Raw genomic sequence first — 20,358 nt, forward strand, 5'->3', positions numbered from 1 at the left:
CGCAGCCAGAGCTCGCGCGGCGCCGCCGGACGGGAGGTCGCCGGTCGCGGCGCCGCCGCCGTTCGTGCTCACGACGCGTCGGCCGGTGCCGCCGGCTCCGTCCGACGGGTGCGGAGCGTCTCCGGGATCGACGCGAGGTAGGCGTCGAGGTTGCGCTTGGTCTCGACGACGTTGTCGCCGCCGAACTTCTCGAGCACGGCGTCGGCGAGCACGAGCGCCACCATCGCCTCGGCCACGACCCCGGCGGCCGGGACCGCGCAGACGTCGGACCGCTGGTGGTGCGCCGAGGCGTCCTCGCCCGAGACGACGTCGACGGTGTGCAGCGCGTGCGGCACGGTCGCGATCGGCTTCATGCCGGCACGGACGCGCAGGACGGTGCCCGTGGACATGCCGCCCTCGGTGCCACCGGCACGGTCGCTCGTGCGGTAGATCTCGCCGTCCTCGCGGTAGAGCTCGTCGTGGGCCGCGGAGCCGCGACGGCCAGCGGTCGCGAAGCCGTCGCCGACCTCGACGCCCTTGATCGCCTGGATGCCCATGATCGCCGCGGCCAGACGGGCGTCGAGCCGACGGTCCCACTGCACGTGCGAGCCGAGCCCCGGCGGGACGCCGTAGAACAGCACCTCGACGACGCCACCAAGGGTGTCGCCGTCCTTCTTCGCGGCCTCGACCTCGGTCACCATGCGCGCCGAGGTGTCGGCGTCGAAGCAGCGCAGCTGGTCGTCGTCGAGACGGTCGACGTCGTCGGGGAGCGGCAGGTCGGTGCCGTCCGGCACGCGGACCGTGCCGACCTGCAGGGTGTGCGCGACCGACCGCATGCCGAGTTCGGCGAGGAAGGACTTCGCGACGGCGCCGAGCGCGACGCGGGCCGCGGTCTCACGGGCGCTCGCGCGCTCGAGGATCGGGCGGGCCTCGTCGAAGCCGTACTTCTGCATGCCGACCAGGTCGGCGTGGCCCGGACGCGGGCGGGTCAACGGGGCGCTGCGGCCACGCGACATCTCGGTGGACTCGACCGGCTCGGGGTTCATGACCTCGACCCACTTCGGCCACTCGGTGTTGCCGATCCGGATCGCGATCGGGCTGCCGAGCGAGAACCCGTGCCGGACACCGCCGGACACGTGCAGCTCGTCCTGTTCGAACTTCATGCGCGAGCCGCGACCGTAGCCGAGCTTGCGGCGCGCGAGATCGGTACGGATGGACTCGAACGACACCGGGACACCCGCGGGCAGGCCCTCGAGCATCGCGATCAGTTCGGGTCCGTGGGACTCACCAGCAGTCAACCAACGAAGCATGCTGCAATCCTCCCACAGCGCACCGCTGTGCGACGTCGTCGCCCTACTGGTAGTCGGGGTGCGCCCGGAGCCACGCCTGGAACTGCTTCACGGCGACGAGGTGCTCGTCGTAGGTGTTCGAGAACACCGTCTCGCCGGTCTCCAGGTTCACCGTCACGAAGTACAGCCACTTGCCCGGGGCCTCGTTCGTCACGGCCTTGATGGCGATGTCCCCGGGGTTCGAGATCGGTGCCGGCGGCAGCCCCTCGTGCACGTACGTGTTGTACGCGTTCGACTCGTCGGCGCGTTCTGCGTCGGTCGTCGTGACGGTGTGGGTGTTGCCGGTGCCGTAGGCGACGGTGGCGTCGGACTGCAGGCGCATGCCCTGGTCGAGCCGGTTCTGGAACACCCGCGCGACCTTCGGGTAGTCGGCGGCGAGGCCGGCTTCCTTCTGCACGAGCGATGCGAACACGATGACGTGCTCCTGGTCGGCCTCCTTGACGCCGGCGGCGGCCAGGTGCTCCTTCATCGTGTCGACCATCGACCCGAAGTACTGCTCCGCGGTCCACCCCGGGTTGATCGGGTACGTCGCGGGGAACAGCCAGCCCTCGAGCGTGGTGACGCCGGACGGCAGGTCGTACGCGGACACGTCCTTCGCGGCCTTGGCGACCTCGGTCTTGGTGAGCCCGGCCTTGGAGACCATGCCGGCCTCGATGTCCGCCAGCGCGGTACCCTCGGGGATCACGATCGAGGCCTGCACGCGGTTCTTCTCGTCCTGCAGCGCGGCCAGGGCCGACTTCGAGCTCATCTGCTTCTTCAGCGAGTACGAACCCGGCTGGAACTGCACGTCGGGCGACGCCAGCAGCAGCTTGTAGAAGACCTTCGAGTCCTTCACGACCCCGCTGCGCTGCAGCGTCGCGGCGACGTTCTCGCCGATGTCGCCCTGCTTGATCGTGATGGTGACCTTGGCCTTGCCGGAGCCGGTGTAGTCGTCCGGTTCGGTCGAGCCGCTGACCGCGGCGACGATCTGCTGGATCTTCGGGGCGGCGAACGCGTACGCGCTCACCCCGCCGGCCACGACCACGGCGACGATCACGATGCCGGCGATGAGCGGCCCGCGACGGCGCTTCGGGCGCGGTTCGCGCGGCGGCCTGGAGGCTCCCCCGCGTCCGCCACGGCCACCACGTCCGCCGCCTCCCGCGGCTCCACCGCCACCGGTGCGCCCGGCGTCGTCGGTACCGTCGGGCCCGTCGGACCCGGCTCCGCCGACGGCGGGCGCCGAGGGCACCACCTCGCCGGTCAGCAGCGCGGCGACCTCGGGATGGAGTTCAGGGGCCGCCTGCTGCGGTCGCACGGGCTCCGGTGCCGGCTGCTCGCGCGGAGCGGTCGAGTCGGGGTCCATGCGGTCGGCAGCGACAGCGGGCTCCTCGGGTGCCGGCTCGGAGTCGGGCCCGGGAACGGCGTCGCGACGAGCGCGTTCCGCTTCGAGCGCCCGAGCCTCGCGACGGGACAACGGACGGTCCGGCTGCGGGGTCACCCGCGCGGAGTCATCACGGTCATCGGTACCTGCTGCGCGGTCGGAAGTGGTCTTCCGCCGCTCGGCTTCGTTGCCGGGCGCGATGATCGCGTTCCAGTCCAGATCGTCTGCCAACGGTTCTCGGTCTCTCGGTCGGGAACTCCGCCTGGGCACCGTCGTCCTCGGGTGACGGAAGGGCAGCCGGGTCGCGGCGGGTTGCCCTGTCAGGGAAGCGTGGTACCCGGAGGGGCACCGGCACTGCGTTCGTGGTCGAGCGCGTGTTGCAGAATGATAACAGCGGCCGCTTGGTCGATCACGGACCGCGACTTCTTCGTGTTCTTGCCGGCCTGGTGCAGTCCGCGTTGCGCGGTCACCGTGGACAGTCGTTCGTCGACCAGCCGGACCGGGCGGCGCTCGGCGATCCGGGCCGCGAACGCCCGCGCGTCGTCCGTCGACGGGGTGTCGCCGCCGGACATCGACAGGGGCAGTCCGACGACGAGCTCGAGCACGTCGTACTCGTCCGCGATCTCGAGGATCCGACGCAGGTCGGTCGAGTCGTCGCGGCGCACGGTCTCGACCGGCGTCGCCAGCAACCCGTCGCGGTCGCACACGGCGATCCCGATCCGGGCACGGCCGACGTCCACGCCGAGCCGCCGCCCGGACCGGATCGCCACGATCAGCCCGCGATCCGAGCGGTCACGGCGCGGAGCGCAGCCGGGAGCGCAGCCGGGTCGGTGCCGCCGCCCTGGGCCAGGTCCGGCTTGCCGCCGCCACCACCACCGAGCACACCGGCGGCCTCCTTGGCGAGCGGACCCGCCTGGACGCCCGCGGAACGCGCCGCGTCGTTCGTCGCGACGATCACGATCGGCTTCCCGCTCACCACGGCACCGAGCACGACGACGGCAGCGCCGTCACCGAGCTGCGCACGGACACCGGTCGCCAGCGAGCGCAGGTCGTCGCCGGACTGCAGGCCGTCGACGGTCTCGGCCACGACGGTGGTCGTGCCGACGGTCGTCGCGGTCCGGGCCATCGACGGGACCCGTTGCTGCAGGTTCGCCGACTCGAACTCGGCGATCCGCTTCTGCGCGGTGCGGAGGTCCTCCATGAGCGACTGCACACGCGTGGGCAGGTCGGCACGGGGGGCCTTCAGCGCGCTGGAGAGCTGCGAGACGATCGTCCGCTCGACCGCGAGGTCACGGAAGCCCTCGAGCCCGACGAGCGCCTCGACACGACGGTTGGTCGACCCGACGCTCGACTCCCCCACCAGGTTGACGAGTCCGATCTGGGCACTCGACGCGACGTGCGTCCCACCGCAGAGCTCGCGCGACCACGGACCACCGATGTCGACCATGCGGACCTCGGCGCCGTACTTCTCACCGAAGAGCGCCTGCGCACCGAGCGCCTTGGCCTCGTCGATGGGCATGATGCGGGTCGAGACCTCGAGGTCGGTGCGGATCGCGGTGTTGACGACCTCCTCGATCTCGGAACGGGTCGCGAGCGAGATCGGCTGCGACCACGAGAAGTCGAGGCGCATGTAGCCGGACTTGTTGTACGAACCCGCCTGCAGCGCCTCGGGGCCGAGGATGTCGCGGAGCGCGGCGTTCACCAGGTGCGTCGCGGAGTGCGCCTGCGTGGCGCCGCGACGGTACTCGGCGTCGACCACGGTGCTCGCCGCGTCGCCCACGCCGACCTCGCCCGAGCGGACCTGGACGGTGTGGCTCCAGAGGCCAGCGACGGGACGCTGGACGTCGAGGACCTCGAGGTCGAAGCCGTTGCCGACGATCGATCCCTGGTCGGCGTCCTGGCCACCCGACTCGGCGTACAGCGACGTCTCGCCGAGGACGACCTCGGCGATGTCGCCCGCCACGGCCCGGTCGACGCTGACGCCGCCGACGATGATGCCGAGCACGTTCGTCTCGGCCTCGAGCGCGTCGTAGCCGAGGAAGACGGTCTCGCCCTTCGCCCGGAACGCGCTGTACACGCTCAGGTCGGCGATCGCGGTCTTCTTGCTCTTCGCATCGGCCTTCGCCCGGGCACGCTGCTCGGACATCAGGGTCTCGAACGCGGTCCGGTCGACGTGGACCCCGGCCTCTTCGGCCATCTCCATCGTCAGGTCGATCGGGAACCCGAAGGTGTCGTGCAGCAGGAACGCGGTGTCCCCGCCGATGGACGGCGCACCGTCCTGCTTCGCGCGCTCGACGGCGACGTCGAGGATCGTCGTGCCCTGCGCGAGCGTGCGGAGGAACGTCTCCTCTTCCGCGTAGGCGATCCGCGCGATGCGGTCGTAGTCGGAGGCGACCTCGGGGTAGGCGTCGCGCATCGCGTCGCGGGACGCCGGGAACAGCTCCGGGAACGTCGCGGTCTCGACCCCGAGCAGGCGCATCGCACGGACCGTGCGGCGCAGCAGCCGACGCAGGATGTACCCGCGGCCCTCGTTCGATGGGCTCACACCATCGGCGATGAGCATGAGCGCGGAGCGCACGTGGTCCGCGATGACCCGCATGCGGACGTCGTCCTCGTGCACGGCGCCGTAGCGGCGGCCGGAGATCTCGGACGCGCGGTCGAGGACCGGGCGGACCTGGTCGATCTCGTACATGTTGTCGACGCCCTGCTTGATGAAGGCGACGCGCTCGAGCCCCATGCCGGTGTCGATGTTCTTGTTCGGCAGCTCGCCGGTGATCTCGAAGTCGTACTTCGAGCGGACGTCCGCGATCTGGTACTGCATGAACACGAGGTTCCAGATCTCGACGTACCGGTCGTCGTCGGTGGCCGGGCCGCCGTCGATGCCGTACTCGGGCCCGCGGTCGAAGAAGATCTCGGAGCAGGGACCTGCGGGTCCGGGCTGGCCGGTGGACCAGTAGTTCGTGTCCTTGCCGAGTCGCTGGATGCGCTCCTCGGGCAGGGAGGAGTGCTGCTTCCAGAACGCGATCGCCTCGTCGTCGTCCTCGTAGACCGTCACCCAGAGGTCGTCGGGCGAGAAGCCGAGCCCGCCGTCGGACTCCGGGTTCGTCAGGAACTCCCAGGCGAACTGGATCGCCTGCTCCTTGAAGTAGTCGCCGAACGAGAAGTTGCCGTTCATCTGGAAGAACGTGCCGTGGCGAGGGGTCTTGCCGACCTCTTCGATGTCGTTCGTGCGGATGCACTTCTGCACGCTCGTGGCACGGGGGTACGGCGCGGGGACGAGCCCGGTCAGGTACGGGATGAACGGCACCATGCCGGCGACCGTGAAGAGGAGCGACGGGTCGTCGGAGACGAGGGACGCGGACGGGACGACGGTGTGGCCGCGGTCACCGAAGTACTGGAGCCAACGGCGGCGGATCTCTGCGGTCTGCATGGTGCTTCCTGGGTTCAGGTCGGGGGTGGGAGGTGGAGGCGGGACGACGGTGCGGCCGGACCGCGGTGGAGCTCGACGACTCAGACGTCGGTGCGGAGCTCGGCCCCGCGGGACCGGTACCCGTCGGCGACCGCGCCTGTGAAGGCCTTCGTGCTCGCGTCGACGACGGCGAAGAGCCGTGCGCCTCCGGGGGTCCTGGCGACCTGGTGCGCCACGGCGAACCCGATGACGACGCCGACCGCGACGAAGAACAGCTGCTTCACGGTGCCTCTCCCTCTGTGCACCCTGGCGGTGCATGCCCGGACAAGCTTAGCCGCCGGGCACTTCGGGGCCGGAACGCCGAACGGCGGGCCGTCCTCGAGAGGACGACCCGCCGTTCGGGTGTGATCAGTGGATCAGCGAGCTGCGTAGTACTCGACGACGAGCTGCACTTCACAGGTCACGGGGACCTCGGCGCGCTTCGGGCGACGCACGAGGCGGGCCTGGAGCTTGTCGATCTCGACCTCGAGGTAACCCGGGACCTTCGGCAGGACTTCCTGGTGGCCACCGGCAGCGGCGACCTGGAAGGGCTCCATCGACTCGGACTTCGGCTTGACGTGGATCAGCTGGCCCTCCTTGACGCGGAAGGAGGGGCGGTCCACGAGCTTGCCGTCGACCAGCAGGTGACGGTGCACGATCAGCTGACGGGCCTGCGCGGTGGTGCGGGCGAAGCCGGCACGGACCACGAGGGCGTCGAGGCGCTGCTCGAGGAGCTCGACCAGGTTCTCACCGGTCAGGCCCTTCGTCTTGCGGGCCTCTTCGAAGACGATGCGGAGCTGCTTCTCGCGGATGCCGTACTGGGCGCGCAGACGCTGCTTCTCACGGAGGCGGACGGCGTAGTCGCTGTCCGCACGACGGCGCGTACGGCCGTGCTCACCGGGGCCGTAGGGGCGCTTCTCGAGGTAACGGGCCGCCTTCGGCGTCAGCGGGATGCCGAGTGCGCGCGACAGGCGGGTCTTGCTGCGGGTACGTGACTTGGTAGACACAGGGTCCTTTTCTCTGTTCGAACTGAATACTCACCGGAGGCCGGGCACACGAGTGCCCGTGGCCCCGACGACGGGATCCAGAGGGATGAGCCTGTGGGATCGGACGGCTACAGTCCGAACCTCTGCCCCCGTACCACCGGAGTGGCACTCTGTCCTCAACGCAGCCGTGCTCGAGGACCAGGACGTAGGCCCGGCAATGCTAGCAGGAAGTCGACGCGCCGTCCTACTGCCCGCGGGTGATCTTCCGGAGTCGTTCGAGCCGCGGACCGACCTCGCGCTCGTAGCCGTTCGCCGTCGGGGTGTAGTACTCGGTGCCCTCGAGCGCATCGGGCAGGTACTGCTGCTCGGCGACCCCGTGCTCGGCATCGTGCGAGTAGACGTAGCCCTTGCCGTGGCCGAGTCGCTTCGCCCCGGCGTAGTGCGCGTCGCGCAGGTGCATCGGCACGGTTCCCATCCGGCCGGCCTTGACGTCCGCCATCGCCGCGTTCACACCGTTGTAGGCGGCGTTCGACTTCGGCGCGGTCGCCAGGTACACGACGGCCTCGGCCAAGGGGATGCGGCCCTCGGGCATACCGATGAGCTGCACGGCCTGGGCCGCCGCGACGGCGATGGGCAGCGCCTGCGGGTCCGCCATGCCGATGTCCTCGGACGCCGAGATGATGATCCGGCGCGCGATGAACCGGGAGTCCTCGCCCGCCTCGATCATCCGCGCGAGGTAGTGCAGCGCGGCGTCGACGTCGCTCCCCCGCACCGACTTGATGAACGCGCTGATGACGTCGTAGTGCTCGTCGCCCTGCCGGTCGTACCGCAGGAGTGCACGGTCGACGGCCGCGGCGACGGTGTCCGCGTCGACCACCGGCACGGTGTCGTCGTCGTCGTCCTGGGCCGCGGTGGCCGAGGCCGCAGCGGCCTCGAGCGCCGTGAGGGCGCGTCGGGCGTCACCCGAGGCCAACCGGACGATGGCCCCACGTGCCTCGTCACCGAGGACGACCGCGCCACCGAGGCCGCGGGGGTCCTCCACCGCACGGTCGACCAGCATGCCGAGGTCGGCGTCGGTGAGCGGCTTGAGCGTCAGGAGCAGGGACCGGGACAGCAGCGGGGAGATGACCGAGAACGACGGGTTCTCGGTGGTGGCCGCGATGAGGATCACCCACCCGTTCTCGACACCGGGAAGCAGGGCGTCCTGCTGGGCCTTGCTGAACCGGTGGATCTCGTCGAGGAACAGCACCGTCGTGGACCCGTAGAGGTCGCGGTGGGTGAGGGCCTTCTCCATGACCTCGCGCACGTCCTTGACGCCGGCGGTGACCGCGGAGAGCTCGACGAACTCGCGCCCGGACTGCCGCGCGATGGCCTGCGCCAACGTGGTCTTGCCCGTGCCGGGAGGACCCCAGAGGATGACCGACACACCGCCCGGGTTGTCGCGGGTGCCGGTGGCGAGCTGCACGAGCGGCGACCCGCGGCCGAGCAGGTGCTGCTGGCCGGCGACCTCGTCGAGGCTGGTCGGGCGCATCCGGACCGCGAGCGGGACGGAGCCCTGCGCGAGACCGGCGCGACCGCCCGTCGTGGGCGCACGCATGCTCGAACGGTCCGCTGCCATGCACCAATCGTAGGCCGACCCACTGACAGCCCCGCGCCTCCCAGGCCGTTGATGGTGACGACTCGGATACGCTCGTTCCACACTGCGACGAGAGGGCAGAACAGCACCGTGGCACCGAAGAACCCAGCGCGCGACAACCGCGAGGCGCGCGAGCGCCTCCGTCTCTACCAGGCCCGCCAGGGACTCCACGACCGGCAGCGCCGCCGGCGGGTGCGCGACAACCTGGTCGGCGCCGGTGTCCTCGTGCTGGTCGCCGCCCTGGCCACCGGGTCGCAGCTCGCCTTCGCGGGCTCGCGGGGGAACGGGTCGGCGGACGCCAGCGCGAGCGCCACGGCCACGCCGACACCGACGCCCTCGGCGAGTGCCACGGCGGCGAACACGGGCGACGTGCCGAGCAAGGAGATCGCGAAGGGCGCGACCTGGACGGGCTCACTGACGCTCAACAAGTCGATCGACCTCGGCATCGAACTGGACGGCGCGAAGGCCCCGCAGGCCGCGAGCGTCGAGATCTCGTTGATCAAGGAGCAGTTCTACAACGGCACCACCTGCCACCGGCTGGCCGACAGCGACGGGCTGAAGTTCCTGCAGTGCGGTTCGGCGAACGGCGACGGCACGGGCGACGCCGGGTTCGAGTACGGCCCGCTCGAGAACGTCCCGAGCGACGGCGTCTACGACGAGGGCACCATCGCGATCGCGCGGTCGACGTCGCCGTACTCGCAGTCGACCCAGTTCTTCATCGTCTACGGCGACACCACGCTCGACGGCTCCACAGGCGGCTACACGGTCGTCGGGAAGGTCACGAGCGGCCTGTCCGAACTCGAGTCGAAGATCGCCGCGAAGGGCATCTCGTCACCTGGTGACGACGGCACCGGTGAGCCGAAGGTGGCGACGACGATCACCGCCGCGACCATCGCCCAGGAGAAGTAGTCCACAAGCCGTCGCGTCCGGCGGGCCGCGGAGCCCGTCCGTGCAATAGGCTGACGACCTGACCGTGCCGACGGTGACGTCGGCGATGCACGACCACGATCGAGGCGAGACCTGTGGGATCTGACGAAGCAACGACCTGGGGGCGGGTCGACGAGAACGGGACCGTGTACGTCCGGTACGAAGAGACCGAACGTGCTGTCGGTGAGTACCCGGACGCCACCCCCGAAGAAGCCCTCGCCTACTTCGCGCGGAAGTACGCCGACCTCGAGGGGCAGGTGAAGATCGCCGAGCAGCGCGTCCAGCGTGGTGCGTCGGCGAACGACGTCGCCCGGACGGTCGAGCACCTGACGACCCTGGTGGCCGAAGCCCGCGTGGTCGGTGACATCAAGTCGCTCGAGACCCGAGTGGGCGCGCTCACCGAGCAGCTCGGCTCGCTCACCAAGGAGCAGGCCGAGCAGGCGCAGCAGGCGCTGAACGACGCCCTGGCGCACCGTGCGGCCCTGGTCGAAGAGGCCGAGGCGCTCGCGGGGGTCGACCCGGCACGCGCGCAGTGGAAGCAGATCACGGCGCAGCTCGACGACGTGTTCGCCCGCTGGCAGCAGCACCAGCACGACGGCCCGCGCATCCCCAAGAACGAGGCCAACGAGCTCTGGAAGCGGTTCCGCGCAGCGCGGTCCACCGTCGACCAGCACCGTCGCGCGTTCTACTCCGAGCTCGACGCGCAGCACCGCGACGCCCGCACCCGCAAGCAGGAACTCGTGACCCAGGCCGAGGCACTCGCCTCGCGCGGGTCCGACGCGATCCCGGACTACCGCCAGCTGCTCGACGACTGGAAGAACGCCGGGCGCGCCGGCAAGCGCCACGACGATGCCCTCTGGGCGCGGTTCAAGGCCGCCGGTGACGTGCTGTTCGAGCAGCGCCACGCCGAGAGCGCGGCCGAGGACGAGGAGTTCTCCGGCAATCTCGAGGCCAAGCAGGCGCTGCTCACCGAGGCCGAGCCGCTGCTCAAGGCGACCGACCGGGTGGCGGCGCGCAAGACCCTGACCGGCATCCAGCGCCGCTGGGACGAGGTCGGCAAGGTCCCCCGCGCGGATGTCCGTCGCATCGAGGACCGCCTGCGTGCGATCGAGGACCACGTGCGTGGGCTCGAGGACGCGCACTGGAAGGAGTCCAACCCGGAGCGCAAGGCCCGGCAGACCGGACTCGCCAGCCAGCTCGAGGACGCCATCGGCAAGCTCGAGTCCGAGCTCGCCGACGCGCAGGCCTCCGGCGACGCCCGCAAGATCAAGGACGCCCAGGAAGCGCTCGACGCCCGCAAGATCTGGCTCGACGCCCTCGGCAGCTAGTCACCACACGACGACGCCCCCGTGACCGATCGGTCGCGGGGGCGTCGTCGTGTGGTGCCGTGTGGCGCCGTCTGCTGGCGTCCGGTGTGGCGCCGCCGTTCAGACCGGCGTGGGCAGGCCCAGCAGCAACCGGATGTCGAGGTCGTCCTGCCGCATCTGCGTGGCGAGCTCGTCCATCGAGTCGAACTTCACCATGCCGCGGACGTACGAGACGAACAGCACCGAGATGCGGTCGCCGTACAGGTCGAGGTCGACGTCGAGCAGGTGCGCCTCGATCTGCTTGGCGGGCACGCCCTCGAACGTCGGGTTGTTGCCGACCGAGACGGCCGCCGGGTACACCGTGCCGTCGTGCAGCACGCGCGCGGCGTAGACGCCGTCGGCCGGTGCGAACCCCTCGAACGCCGGGTCGAGGTTCGCCGTCGGGTACCCCATGGCGCGCCCGCGCTGGTTGCCGTGCACGACCGTGCTGCGGACCGCGTGCTCACGCCCGAGCAGCCGGGCGGCCTCGGCCACCCGGCCGTCGCCGAGCAGTTCGCGGATCCAGGTCGACGAGACGCGTCGCTCGCCGTCGGGGCGGACGTCGTCCACCAGGTCGACGTCGTCGATGAGCTCGACCGTGAAGCCGTGCTGCTCCCCCAGGGTGCGGAGCAGGGCGACGTCGCCGGCACCCTTCGCCCCGAAGCGGAAGTCGCTGCCGACGAAGACGAGCCGGGCGTGCAGGGTGTCGACGAGGATCTCGGACACGAACGCCTCGGGCGACTTCGACTGCAGTTCCTCGTCGAAGCGGAGCAGCAGGGTGGCGTCGACCCCGGCGTCGTCGAGGAGCTCGCGCCGCTGCGCCGTGCTCGTGAGTGCCGGCGGGACGTGCTGCGGGTCGATGACGTTGAGGGGGTGCCGGTCGAACGTCACCACGGTGGCGACCAGGCCCTGTTCGTGGGCGGCGCGCTCCAGGTGCGCGATCACCGCGCGGTGTCCGACGTGCACGCCGTCGAACTTGCCGATCGTGACGGCGCTCGGACCGAAGCCCTCGGCCACGTCGGCGATGTCGTCGTAGAACTGCACGGCTGCTCCTACTCGCCCACGGGGGCGGTGGTCGATGCGGGCACCGGTTCGACCGTCGCGGTGCGGTGGTGCTTGCGGAGCCACCAGAGTCCGGCGATCGGCAGCACCAGCGGCGCGAAGGCGTACCCCATGCCGTAGTACGACCAGATCGTGTCGTCGGGGAAGAGCTGCCGGTCGAACAGCGAGAGCGTGCCGATGACGAGCACACCGGTCATCTCGAACACGATCGTGACGCACGCGACGCGGTACCAGAAGCGTCCGGGCACGATCAGGGCGATCATCGCCACGATGTACACGACGGCGGCGATGGCGCTCACCGTGTACGCGAACGGCGCGAAGGAGAACTTCTCGATGATCTGCACGACGCTCCGGCCCGTCGCCGCCAGGGCGAGGATGCCGTACACGGCGATGAGGACGCGGCCGATGCCGGTCGCGAGTGAGGATCTGGTCGCCATTGCACCGATTCTACCGACGTGCGCGGACCACCATGACGCTCGGCGTCAGTTCAGGGCGAACCAGATCTGGTACATCCGGTAGATCATGACCGCGACGGTGAAGGCGCCGGCGCCGAGGACGACGGTGCTCCACTTCGTGCGGTCCACGAGCGCCCAGACGATGGTCGCCGGCGGCACCAGGAGCACCGACACGGCGTAGACCCCGAACTCGAGGGCGTTGCCGTCCGGCGGGCTGCCCGTCGCGGGCAGCACGATCGAGATGACGCCCTGCACCAGGAGCAGGACCTCGATGAGCGCGAGGGACCCCACGGTGTAGTCGTTCGGCTTCCAGCCGATGAAGCCGACCACGACGGCGAACAGCCCGGCCAGGACCGCGACGACGAGCTGGACCCACATGAACCACTCGATCACGCGTGCGCCCCGTTCTGCGACGCCGGAGCAGCCGGCGCCGGGAAGTTCGTGATGACCCGGAGCAGTCCGCGCCGGACCGAGACCAGGCCGACGAGGCGGTCGTCGTCGACGGCCACGGCAGCCACCGGTTCGTCCGAGTCGGGGTGGTCGGCTGCGACGCGCTTGCCGTCGGTCAGGTCCTTCGCCGCGGCCGCGTCGAGCGACACCGACGAGAACAACCGGCGTGCCACGTCAGCGGGACGAGCGAGCGCCGCGCGGACGTCGACGGCGTCGTCCTCGAGGTCGATCGCGTCGGCCACGTCGAACGGACCGACCTGGGTGCGGCGGAGCGCGGTGAGGTGCGCGCCGGTGCCGAGGGCAGCGCCGACGTCGCGTGCGAGAGCCCGGACGTACGTGCCGGACGAGCAGGTCACGACGACGTCGAGGTCGACGACCGCCACCTCGGCACCGTCGACCGTGACGGTGCGGTCGTTCCGGCCGGTGACGTCGAACCGCGAGACGGTGACCGTGCGGGACTTCAGCTCGACGGTCTCACCCTTGCGCGCCAGGTCGTACGCGCGGCGCCCGTCGACCTTGATCGCGCTGACGGTGGACGGGACCTGGTCGATCGTGCCGCGCTGCAGGGCGACGGCACGTTCGACGGACTCGTCCGAGACGTCCGCTGCGGCGATGCCGGTCGCGGCGGTCGGGGTGCCGTCGGCGTCGTCGGAGTCCGTGGACACGCCGAGCCGGATGGTGGCGGTGTAGGTCTTGCCGAGGCCCACCAGGTGGGTGAGCAACCGGGTGGAGTGCCCGATCCCCAGGAGCAGCAGCCCGGTCGCCATCGGGTCGAGGGTCCCCGCGTGGCCGACCTTCTTCAGACCGAGGCGGCGGCGGGCGATCGACACGACGCGGTGGCTGGAGATCCCCTGCGGTTTGTCGACGAGGAGGATGCCGTCCGGCACGGTTTCGAGCACCAGAGGAGATTACCAGCGCCGGTCAGCAGGCGTCGTTCCACTCGCGACGAGGGTGCTCGGGATCGGTGACGTCGAGGACGGCGGAGGCGGCGATCTTGACGTCCGCCCGACGTTCGAGCCGGCCGGCTTCCTGCTCGACCCACAGCGACCAGCGCCAGAGCCCACGGACACCCGGAGCCAGCAGCCCGTGCCCGTGCACGACCAACACGCCGTCACCGGCGCCGGTGGTGCGGAACGGCGCGACCACTTCGTCGCGCAGCGTGTCGGGATCGGTGGACGGCGCCGTCGCGGCCATCGCGGACACCCCGTGCTGCTCGAAGCCGGCCACCAGCGTGGCGGCGACGTGTTCGAGATCGGTGCCGTCCTGCCCGTCGATGCCGATCACGGTCCGGTTCGTGCCGACCTGCGCGATCACCTCAGCAGCGATCGCGGCCATCGTGTCGGTCTCTTCGGGTGCCCAGCGTGCCATGCGTCCACCGTAGGCTGTCGTGGTGAACGCGAGCAGTGCCTCCCAGCCGGATGTGGAGAACGCGAGCGTCCCCGACATCGCGACCCCGTTGACCACCTGGTTCCGACAGGAGGCCCGCGACCTGCCGTGGCGTCGCCCCGGCTTCCCCGCGTGGGGCACCCTGGTCAGCGAGATCATGCTGCAGCAGACGCAGGTCTCGCGCGTGATCCCCCGGCTGGAGGCGTGGCTCACCCGGTGGCCGACGCCTGCGGACCTGGCGGCGTCGCCCCCGGCGGACGCGGTGCGTGCCTGGGACCGGCTCGGCTACCCGAGACGCGCGCTCGCGCTGCACGCGGCGGCCACGGTGATCGCCACCGAGCACGGCAACGTCGTCCCACGGGACGTCGAGGCGCTGCTCGCGCTGCCGGGGATCGGCGACTACACGGCACGGGCCGTCGCCGTGTTCGCGTACGGCGACCGGCACCCGGTCGTCGACGTCAACGTGCGGCGGGTCCTGAAGCGCGCGCTCCTCGGCCAGGGCGAGCCCGGGCCGGCGAAGGCCAAGGACGACCTGCCCCTGATGGAGTCCGTGCTGCCAGCCGACCGCGACGACGCCGCTGCGACGAACGCGGCGGTGATGGAGCTCGGAGCGCTCGTGTGCGTCGCCCGCTCCCCCGCGTGCGACGCGTGCCCGATCGCGGACCGCTGCGCCTGGCGTGCGGCCGGGTACCCCGAACACGACGGGCCACGCGCCCCGAAGCAGGCGAAGTTCGCCGGCAGCGACCGGCAGGTGCGCGGGCTGATCATGGCCGAGCTGCGCGCGAGCGACGTGCCGGTCGCCCGGTCGGAGATCGAACCGGTCTGGCCGGACGCCGAGCAGCGGGACCGAGCACTCGCGTCGCTCCTGCGCGACGGGCTGGCCGTCGGCGACGACACCACCGGGTACCGGCTGCCGGACGCCTGACGTCTCCGCCAGGCACGACGCACGAGCGCCCCGCCGCACACGGTGCAGCGGGGCGCTCGGACGCTCGTCGGGCTACGCCCGCGCCACGTCCTGCTCGTCGTCGGACTCGTCGTCCTCGTCCTCGTCGTGCTTGTACGGGTCGGCGTCGCCGGCGAACGTCGCACCGACCGACGCAGCTCGCACCTGCTCGTCACGCACCTGGGCCTGCACGAGCAGGTCCTCCATGTGCGCCGAGGTCTCCGGCAGTGCGTCGGCGATGAACTCGAGCGACGGGGTGAGCCGCGCCGTGATGTTCTTGCCGACCTCGGAGCGGAGCATGCCGGTCGCGGCCTTGAGTGCCGCGGCGGAGTCGGCGCGCTCCTCGTCGGTGCCGTACACGGTGTAGAAGACCGATGCGTGCTGCAGGTCTCCGGTCACGCGGACGTCGGTGATCGTCACGAACCCGAGACGCGGGTCGCGCAGACCCTTGTCGAGACGGCGTGCGACGACTTCCTTGATGCGGTCCGCCATCTTGCGTGCGCGCTGCGGATCGGCCATGGGTGCCTCCTGAGGCAGTGGCGGGACGTTTCCCGCCGGTGGTTCTGCGTGGAAAGGGGTCGGGCCCCGACCTCCCGCGAAGGGAGGCCGGGGCCCAGGGTAGTCACACGATCAGTCGCGCGGCTTCTCGACGAGCTCGGTGGTCTCGATCTCGTCACCGATCTGGAGATCGTTGAACTTGCCGAGACCGATACCGGCCTCGAAGTCCGTGCGGACCTCGGTGACGTCGTCCTTGAAGCGACGGAGCGACTCGATCGCCAGTCCGTCGGCCAGGACCACACCGTCACGGATGACGCGCGCCTTGGCGTTGCGCGTGATCGTGCCGGAGCGGACGATGACACCCGCGATGTTGCCGAACTTCGAGGAGCTGAAGACCTCGCGGATCTCGGCGACACCGGACTGGACCTCTTCGTACTCGGGCTTGAGCATGCCCTTGAGGGACTGCTCGATGTCGTCGAGTGCGTTGTAGATGACCGAGTAGAAGCGCACGTCGATGCCTTCGCGCGCCGCACGCTCACGGGCCTTGACGTCCGGACGGACGTTGAAGCCGACCACGATGGCGTTGTCGATCGTGGCGAGGTCGATGTCCGACTCCGTGATCGCACCGACACCGCGGTGGAGGATGCGGAGCTGGACGCTGTCGTCGACCTCGATGTCCAGGAGCGACTGCTCGAGTGCCTCGACGGCACCGGAGACGTCACCCTTGATGATGAGGTTGAGCGAGTCGACCTTGCCCTCTTCGAGTGCACGGGTGAAGTCCTCGAGCGAGATGCGCTTGCGGGCCTTGGCCAGCTGGGCGTTGCGCTCGGCGGCTTCACGCTTCTCGGCGATCTGACGTGCCGTGCGGTCCTCTTCGGTGACGAGGAACGTGTCACCGGCGCGGGGCACCGAGGACAGACCCTGCACCTGGACCGGGCGGCTCGGCGTGGCGGCCTTGACCGCGACACCGTTCTCGTCGGTCATCGCACGGACGCGGCCGTAGGCCGTGCCCGCCACGATGGCGTCGCCGACGTGCAGCGTTCCGGACTGGATGAGGACGGTCGCCACCGCACCACGGCCCTTGTCGAGCCGTGCTTCGATCGCGACGCCGCGGGCGTCCTTGTCGGGGTTCGCACGCAGGTCGAGCCCGGCGTCAGCGGTGAGCAGCACGGCGTCCAGGAGGTCCTGGATGCCAATGTTCTGCCGAGCCGAGACGTCGACGAACATGACGTCTCCGCCGTACTCCTCCGCCACCAGGTTGTACTCGGTGAGCTGCTGGCGGACCTTGGCCGGGTTCGCGCCTTCCTTGTCGATCTTGTTCACCGCGACCACGATCGGCACGTTGGCCGACTGCGCGTGGTTCAGCGCCTCGATCGTCTGGGGCATGATGCCGTCGTCCGCCGCGACCACGAGGATCGCGATGTCGGTGACCTGCGCACCACGAGCACGCATGGCCGTGAAGGCCTCGTGACCCGGGGTGTCGATGAACGTGATCGGACGCTCGATGCCCTCGTGCTCGGTGACGATCTGGTACGCACCGATGTGCTGGGTGATGCCACCGGCTTCACCCTCGACGACCTTCGAGTTCCGGATCGCGTCGAGCAGTCGCGTCTTACCGTGGTCGACGTGACCCATGACGGTCACGACGGGGGGACGGACCTGCAGGACGGAGTCGTCCTCGTCGGCGTACTCGGCATCGATGTCGATGTCGAAGCCCTCGAGGAGCTCCTTGTCCTCGTCCTCGGGCGAGACGATCTGGATCTTGTAGCCCAGCTCGTCACCGAGGACCTCGAACGTGGCCTCGTCCAGCGACTCGGTCGCGGTCGCCATCTCACCGAGGTGGAACAGCACCGTGACCAGGTTGCCGGGCATGGCGTCGATCTTGTCCGCGAAGTCCGAGATGCTCGCACCACGACGGAGTCGGACGACCGTGTTGCCGTCGCCACGAGGGACCTGCACACCGCCGAGCGACGGGGCCTGACGCATCTCGTACTCGGCGCGCTTCGTCCGCTTCGACTTGCGGGCACGGCTCTTGCCGCCACCGCGACCGAACGCACCGGCGGTACCACCACCGGGGCCACGACCACGGCCACCGCCACCGGCGGGACGCGGGCCGCTGAAGGCCGGACGCGGGAAGCCGCCACCGGCACCGCCGCCGGCACCCGGACGGGCGCCACCGGGGCCGCCACGACCGCCACCCTGGCCCGGGCGCTGCCCGAAGCCGTTGGGACGGTTCGCCTGACCGGGTCCACCCGGACGCGGTGCACCCGGACGCGGGACGCCGGGACGCGGGGGCTGCGGACGCGGGATGCCCGCTCCACCGGCACCAGCGGCGGGGCGCTGGCCCATGCCCTGGTTCGAGGCGAAGGGGTTGTTGCCGGGGCGCGGCGGGCGCGAGCCCATGCCCTGGTTCGACGCGTAGGGGTTGTTGCCCGGACGTGCGCCGGGCTTCGGGCCACCGGGCTTCGGGCCGGCAGCGGCGGGCTTGGCACTCGAGCCAGGCTTCACCGCGTCGGTCTTCGGCTCGTCACCGGTCGAGTCGGCCGGCTGCGTGGCAGCCTGCTGCTCGGCGGCGGCCTTCTCGGCACGGGCCTTCTGTGCGGCCTCGGCCTCGGCCTGTCGCTGGGCGACGGACTTCGGTGCGGCCGGCGCCGGGACGTCCTCGGCAGCAGGTGCTGCCTGGACCTCGGGCTCCGGTGCGGGTGCCGGACGGACCGGGCCGGGGCGCGGGCCACCGGGCTTCGGCGCGCCGGACGCGGGCGTGCTGCTCTTGGCCGGCGTGCTCGGCGCGGGGGCCGAGGCTGCGGGCTTGGATGCCGGGACACCGTCCGCCTGCAGGGCGGCACGGAGCTTCCGGGCAACGGGGGGCTCGATGCTCGAGCTGGCACCCCGGACGAACTCGCCGAGCTCCTTGAGCTTCTCGAGTGCGGTCTTGCTGTCGACGCCGAGTTCGCTTGCGATCTCGTGTACGCGTGGTTTAGCCACTGTTCTCCTTCACGGGTCCCACCCCGTAAAGGGCAGGACTCAATGGATGACGGGTCTCATTTCGAGCCGCTCATCAGTTGTCCATAAGCCGTTCAGCCTGTTCTGTCATGTCCGGGCGCTCGGTCGACGCTCGTGAGAGGCCGACGATGTGGTCGAGCACCGCGGACGTGTCGGGATCGCGATCCAACCGGAGCGCACGGCGGAAAGCCCTGCGCTTGACGGCCAGATCGTAGGCATCGACGGTCGGTGTGAGCCATGCTCCCCGGCCCGGCATGACTGCCTTCGGATCCGCCACGACGCGGCCATCGCTCAGGGCGACGACTCGGAGGAGTGAGGATCGGGAAGCGCGACGACGACTGCCGATGCACGTTCTGACGGGAACCACTCTACTCCTTGCCTCGGACGTCCGCGATCCGGCGCGCCCTTCTGGGCACGCCGGCGGCGAAATCGCCTAGTCGTCGCCGTCCAGGATGGAGTCCGGCTGGATGTCGATCCGGGCCCCGGTGAGCTTGGCAGCCAGTCGGGCGTTCTGCCCTTCCTTGCCGATCGCGAGCGACAGCTGGTAGTCCGGCACGAGTGCGCGGACGGCCTTGGTCGACGCGTCGAGCACGAAGGCGCTGGTCACCTTGGCCGGCGACAGGGCGCTCGCGACGAACGCCGACAGGTCCGGGGACCAGTCCACGATGTCGACCTTCTCGGCACCCAGCTCGTTGGTGACCGCACGCACGCGCGCGCCCAGCTCGCCGATGCAGGCACCCTTCGCGTTGACGCCGGGCTCGTTCGCCTTGACCGCGATCTTCGTGCGGTGACCGGCTTCGCGCGCGAGCGACGTGATCTCGACGACGCCCGAGGCGATCTCCGGCACCTCGAGGGCGAAGAGCTTCCGGACCAGGCCCGGGTGCGTGCGCGACACCGTGATCTGCGGACCCTTGTTGCCGCGGGCGACGCTCGTCACGTACACGCGGATGCGCGAACCGTGCGCGTAGGACTCGCCCGGCACCTGCTCCTCGGGCGGCAGGATCGCCTCGACCGTGCCGAGGTCGACCATCACCATGCGCGGGTTCGGGCCCTGCTGGACCACACCGGCGACGATGTCGCCTTCCTTGCCGCGGAACTCGCCGAGGATCTTGTCGTCACCGATGTCGCGCAGGCGCTGGTTGATGACCTGCTTCGCCGCGAAGGCCGCGATGCGACCGAAGTCGCTCGGCTGGTCGACGGCTTCACCGATGACGGTGCCCTCGTCGTCGAGCTCGGGGACGTAGACACTGACCTCGCCGGACTTGCGGTCGAGCTCGACACGCGACTGCGCGTGGGCCGGCTCGCCGTTCTCTTCGGCGTGCTTCTGGTAGGCGGTCAGGATGGCAGATTCGATGATCTGGACCAGTTCGTCGAACGGGATCTCCCGCTCGCGCTCCATGAGTCGCAGGACTGCGAGATCGATCTTCACCGAGGTGCCTCCGTATTCAGATGAGTCGCTCCTGCGGATGGAACCGTCGCAGAAGTCGGCCACAAGCGTACCGCACTGCGGCTCGCAGACCCGAGTCGAGA

At 70.4% G+C, this 20,358-nt stretch carries 19 protein-coding genes; 3 read left to right on the top strand and 16 right to left on the bottom strand.

Annotation, left to right across the window (positions count from 1 at the left end):
- Nucleotides 1–68: 68 nt before the first annotated feature.
- From aroC to ITJ69_RS08765, 7 genes are all read right to left on the bottom strand, one after another.
- A complete protein-coding gene (gene aroC / locus ITJ69_RS08735) occupies nucleotides 69–1,289 on the bottom strand; it encodes a chorismate synthase (RefSeq protein WP_123294309.1) in 1,221 nt (406 codons plus the stop codon).
- A gap of 43 nt (nucleotides 1,290–1,332) precedes the next feature.
- Nucleotides 1,333–2,919 (bottom strand): endolytic transglycosylase MltG, encoded by a 1,587-nt coding sequence (gene mltG / locus ITJ69_RS08740; RefSeq protein ID WP_228505234.1) that lies wholly within the window; start codon nucleotides 2,917–2,919, stop codon nucleotides 1,333–1,335.
- Nucleotides 2,920–3,008: 89 nt separating this feature from the next.
- Nucleotides 3,009–3,452 (bottom strand): Holliday junction resolvase RuvX, encoded by a 444-nt coding sequence (gene ruvX, locus ITJ69_RS08745; RefSeq protein ID WP_173168791.1) that lies wholly within the window; start codon nucleotides 3,450–3,452, stop codon nucleotides 3,009–3,011.
- A gap of 8 nt (nucleotides 3,453–3,460) precedes the next feature.
- Nucleotides 3,461–6,118, bottom strand: coding sequence for an alanine--tRNA ligase (alaS, locus tag ITJ69_RS08750; RefSeq protein WP_194672561.1), 2,658 nt, complete (start codon nucleotides 6,116–6,118; stop codon nucleotides 3,461–3,463).
- An 80-nt stretch (nucleotides 6,119–6,198) separates the two neighbouring features.
- Nucleotides 6,199–6,381: a hypothetical protein gene (locus tag ITJ69_RS08755; RefSeq protein WP_111083901.1), complete on the bottom strand. Its 183-nt coding sequence runs from the start codon at nucleotides 6,379–6,381 to the stop codon at nucleotides 6,199–6,201.
- A 132-nt stretch (nucleotides 6,382–6,513) separates the two neighbouring features.
- The gene (rpsD, locus tag ITJ69_RS08760) at nucleotides 6,514–7,143 is read right to left on the bottom strand and encodes a 30S ribosomal protein S4 (RefSeq protein ID WP_111083900.1); all 630 of its coding nucleotides are present in this window, start codon (nucleotides 7,141–7,143) and stop codon (nucleotides 6,514–6,516) included.
- A gap of 223 nt (nucleotides 7,144–7,366) precedes the next feature.
- A complete protein-coding gene (locus ITJ69_RS08765) occupies nucleotides 7,367–8,719 on the bottom strand; it encodes a replication-associated recombination protein A (RefSeq protein ID WP_111084157.1) in 1,353 nt (450 codons plus the stop codon).
- Nucleotides 8,720–8,848: 129 nt separating this feature from the next.
- Here ITJ69_RS08765 and ITJ69_RS08770 point away from each other — a divergent pair, with 129 nt between their 5' ends.
- Both ITJ69_RS08770 and ITJ69_RS08775 read left to right on the top strand, forming a co-directional pair.
- Nucleotides 8,849–9,667 (top strand): peptidylprolyl isomerase, encoded by an 819-nt coding sequence (locus ITJ69_RS08770; RefSeq protein WP_194672562.1) that lies wholly within the window; start codon nucleotides 8,849–8,851, stop codon nucleotides 9,665–9,667.
- Nucleotides 9,668–9,780: 113 nt separating this feature from the next.
- Entirely contained in the window at nucleotides 9,781–11,013 is a 1,233-nt protein-coding gene (locus tag ITJ69_RS08775) for a DUF349 domain-containing protein (protein WP_194672563.1), read from the top strand.
- Between the two features lie 99 nt (nucleotides 11,014–11,112).
- On the opposite strand, the gene ITJ69_RS08780 is transcribed toward ITJ69_RS08775, so the two are convergent.
- Genes ITJ69_RS08780 through ITJ69_RS08800 form a run of 5 tightly spaced genes read right to left on the bottom strand, consistent with a single transcriptional unit; the run spans nucleotide 11,113 to nucleotide 14,366 of the window.
- On the bottom strand, nucleotides 11,113–12,075 hold the full coding sequence (locus tag ITJ69_RS08780; RefSeq protein ID WP_123937788.1) for a bifunctional riboflavin kinase/FAD synthetase: 963 nt from the start codon (nucleotides 12,073–12,075) through the stop codon (nucleotides 11,113–11,115).
- An 8-nt stretch (nucleotides 12,076–12,083) separates the two neighbouring features.
- Entirely contained in the window at nucleotides 12,084–12,530 is a 447-nt protein-coding gene (locus ITJ69_RS08785) for a hypothetical protein (protein WP_123339724.1), read from the bottom strand.
- A gap of 45 nt (nucleotides 12,531–12,575) precedes the next feature.
- Complete coding sequence (locus tag ITJ69_RS08790) at nucleotides 12,576–12,941, bottom strand: hypothetical protein (protein WP_123937787.1); 366 nt, start codon at nucleotides 12,939–12,941, stop codon at nucleotides 12,576–12,578.
- On the bottom strand, nucleotides 12,938–13,897 hold the full coding sequence (gene truB / locus ITJ69_RS08795) for a tRNA pseudouridine(55) synthase TruB (protein WP_131920066.1): 960 nt from the start codon (nucleotides 13,895–13,897) through the stop codon (nucleotides 12,938–12,940). The genes ITJ69_RS08790 and truB overlap by 4 nt, the downstream gene beginning before the upstream one ends.
- Nucleotides 13,898–13,919: 22 nt before the next feature.
- On the bottom strand, nucleotides 13,920–14,366 hold the full coding sequence (locus tag ITJ69_RS08800; RefSeq protein ID WP_159571142.1) for a hypothetical protein: 447 nt from the start codon (nucleotides 14,364–14,366) through the stop codon (nucleotides 13,920–13,922).
- A gap of 22 nt (nucleotides 14,367–14,388) precedes the next feature.
- On the opposite strand from ITJ69_RS08800, the gene ITJ69_RS08805 reads away from it, so the two are divergent.
- Nucleotides 14,389–15,309 (top strand): A/G-specific adenine glycosylase, encoded by a 921-nt coding sequence (locus tag ITJ69_RS08805; protein WP_416354929.1) that lies wholly within the window; start codon nucleotides 14,389–14,391, stop codon nucleotides 15,307–15,309.
- A 72-nt stretch (nucleotides 15,310–15,381) separates the two neighbouring features.
- Here the strand turns inward: ITJ69_RS08805 and rbfA are convergent, their stop codons facing one another.
- The 4 genes from rbfA to nusA form a co-directional block, all read right to left on the bottom strand.
- On the bottom strand, nucleotides 15,382–15,846 hold the full coding sequence (rbfA, locus tag ITJ69_RS08810; RefSeq protein WP_123294301.1) for a 30S ribosome-binding factor RbfA: 465 nt from the start codon (nucleotides 15,844–15,846) through the stop codon (nucleotides 15,382–15,384).
- A 111-nt stretch (nucleotides 15,847–15,957) separates the two neighbouring features.
- Nucleotides 15,958–18,810 carry a translation initiation factor IF-2 gene (gene infB, locus ITJ69_RS08815; protein ID WP_123339727.1) on the bottom strand — a complete coding sequence of 951 codons (2,853 nt, stop codon included), beginning with the start codon at nucleotides 18,808–18,810 and terminating at the stop codon, nucleotides 15,958–15,960.
- Between the two features lie 73 nt (nucleotides 18,811–18,883).
- Nucleotides 18,884–19,195: a YlxR family protein gene (locus ITJ69_RS08820; protein ID WP_111083891.1), complete on the bottom strand. Its 312-nt coding sequence runs from the start codon at nucleotides 19,193–19,195 to the stop codon at nucleotides 18,884–18,886.
- Nucleotides 19,196–19,261: 66 nt separating this feature from the next.
- A complete protein-coding gene (nusA, locus tag ITJ69_RS08825; protein ID WP_111083890.1) occupies nucleotides 19,262–20,257 on the bottom strand; it encodes a transcription termination factor NusA in 996 nt (331 codons plus the stop codon).
- Between the last annotated feature and the right edge of the window lie 101 nt (nucleotides 20,258–20,358).

Origin of the sequence: Curtobacterium sp. VKM Ac-2887, assembly GCF_015350935.1 — a bacterium.
In the GTDB taxonomy this organism is placed as follows: domain Bacteria; phylum Actinomycetota; class Actinomycetes; order Actinomycetales; family Microbacteriaceae; genus Curtobacterium.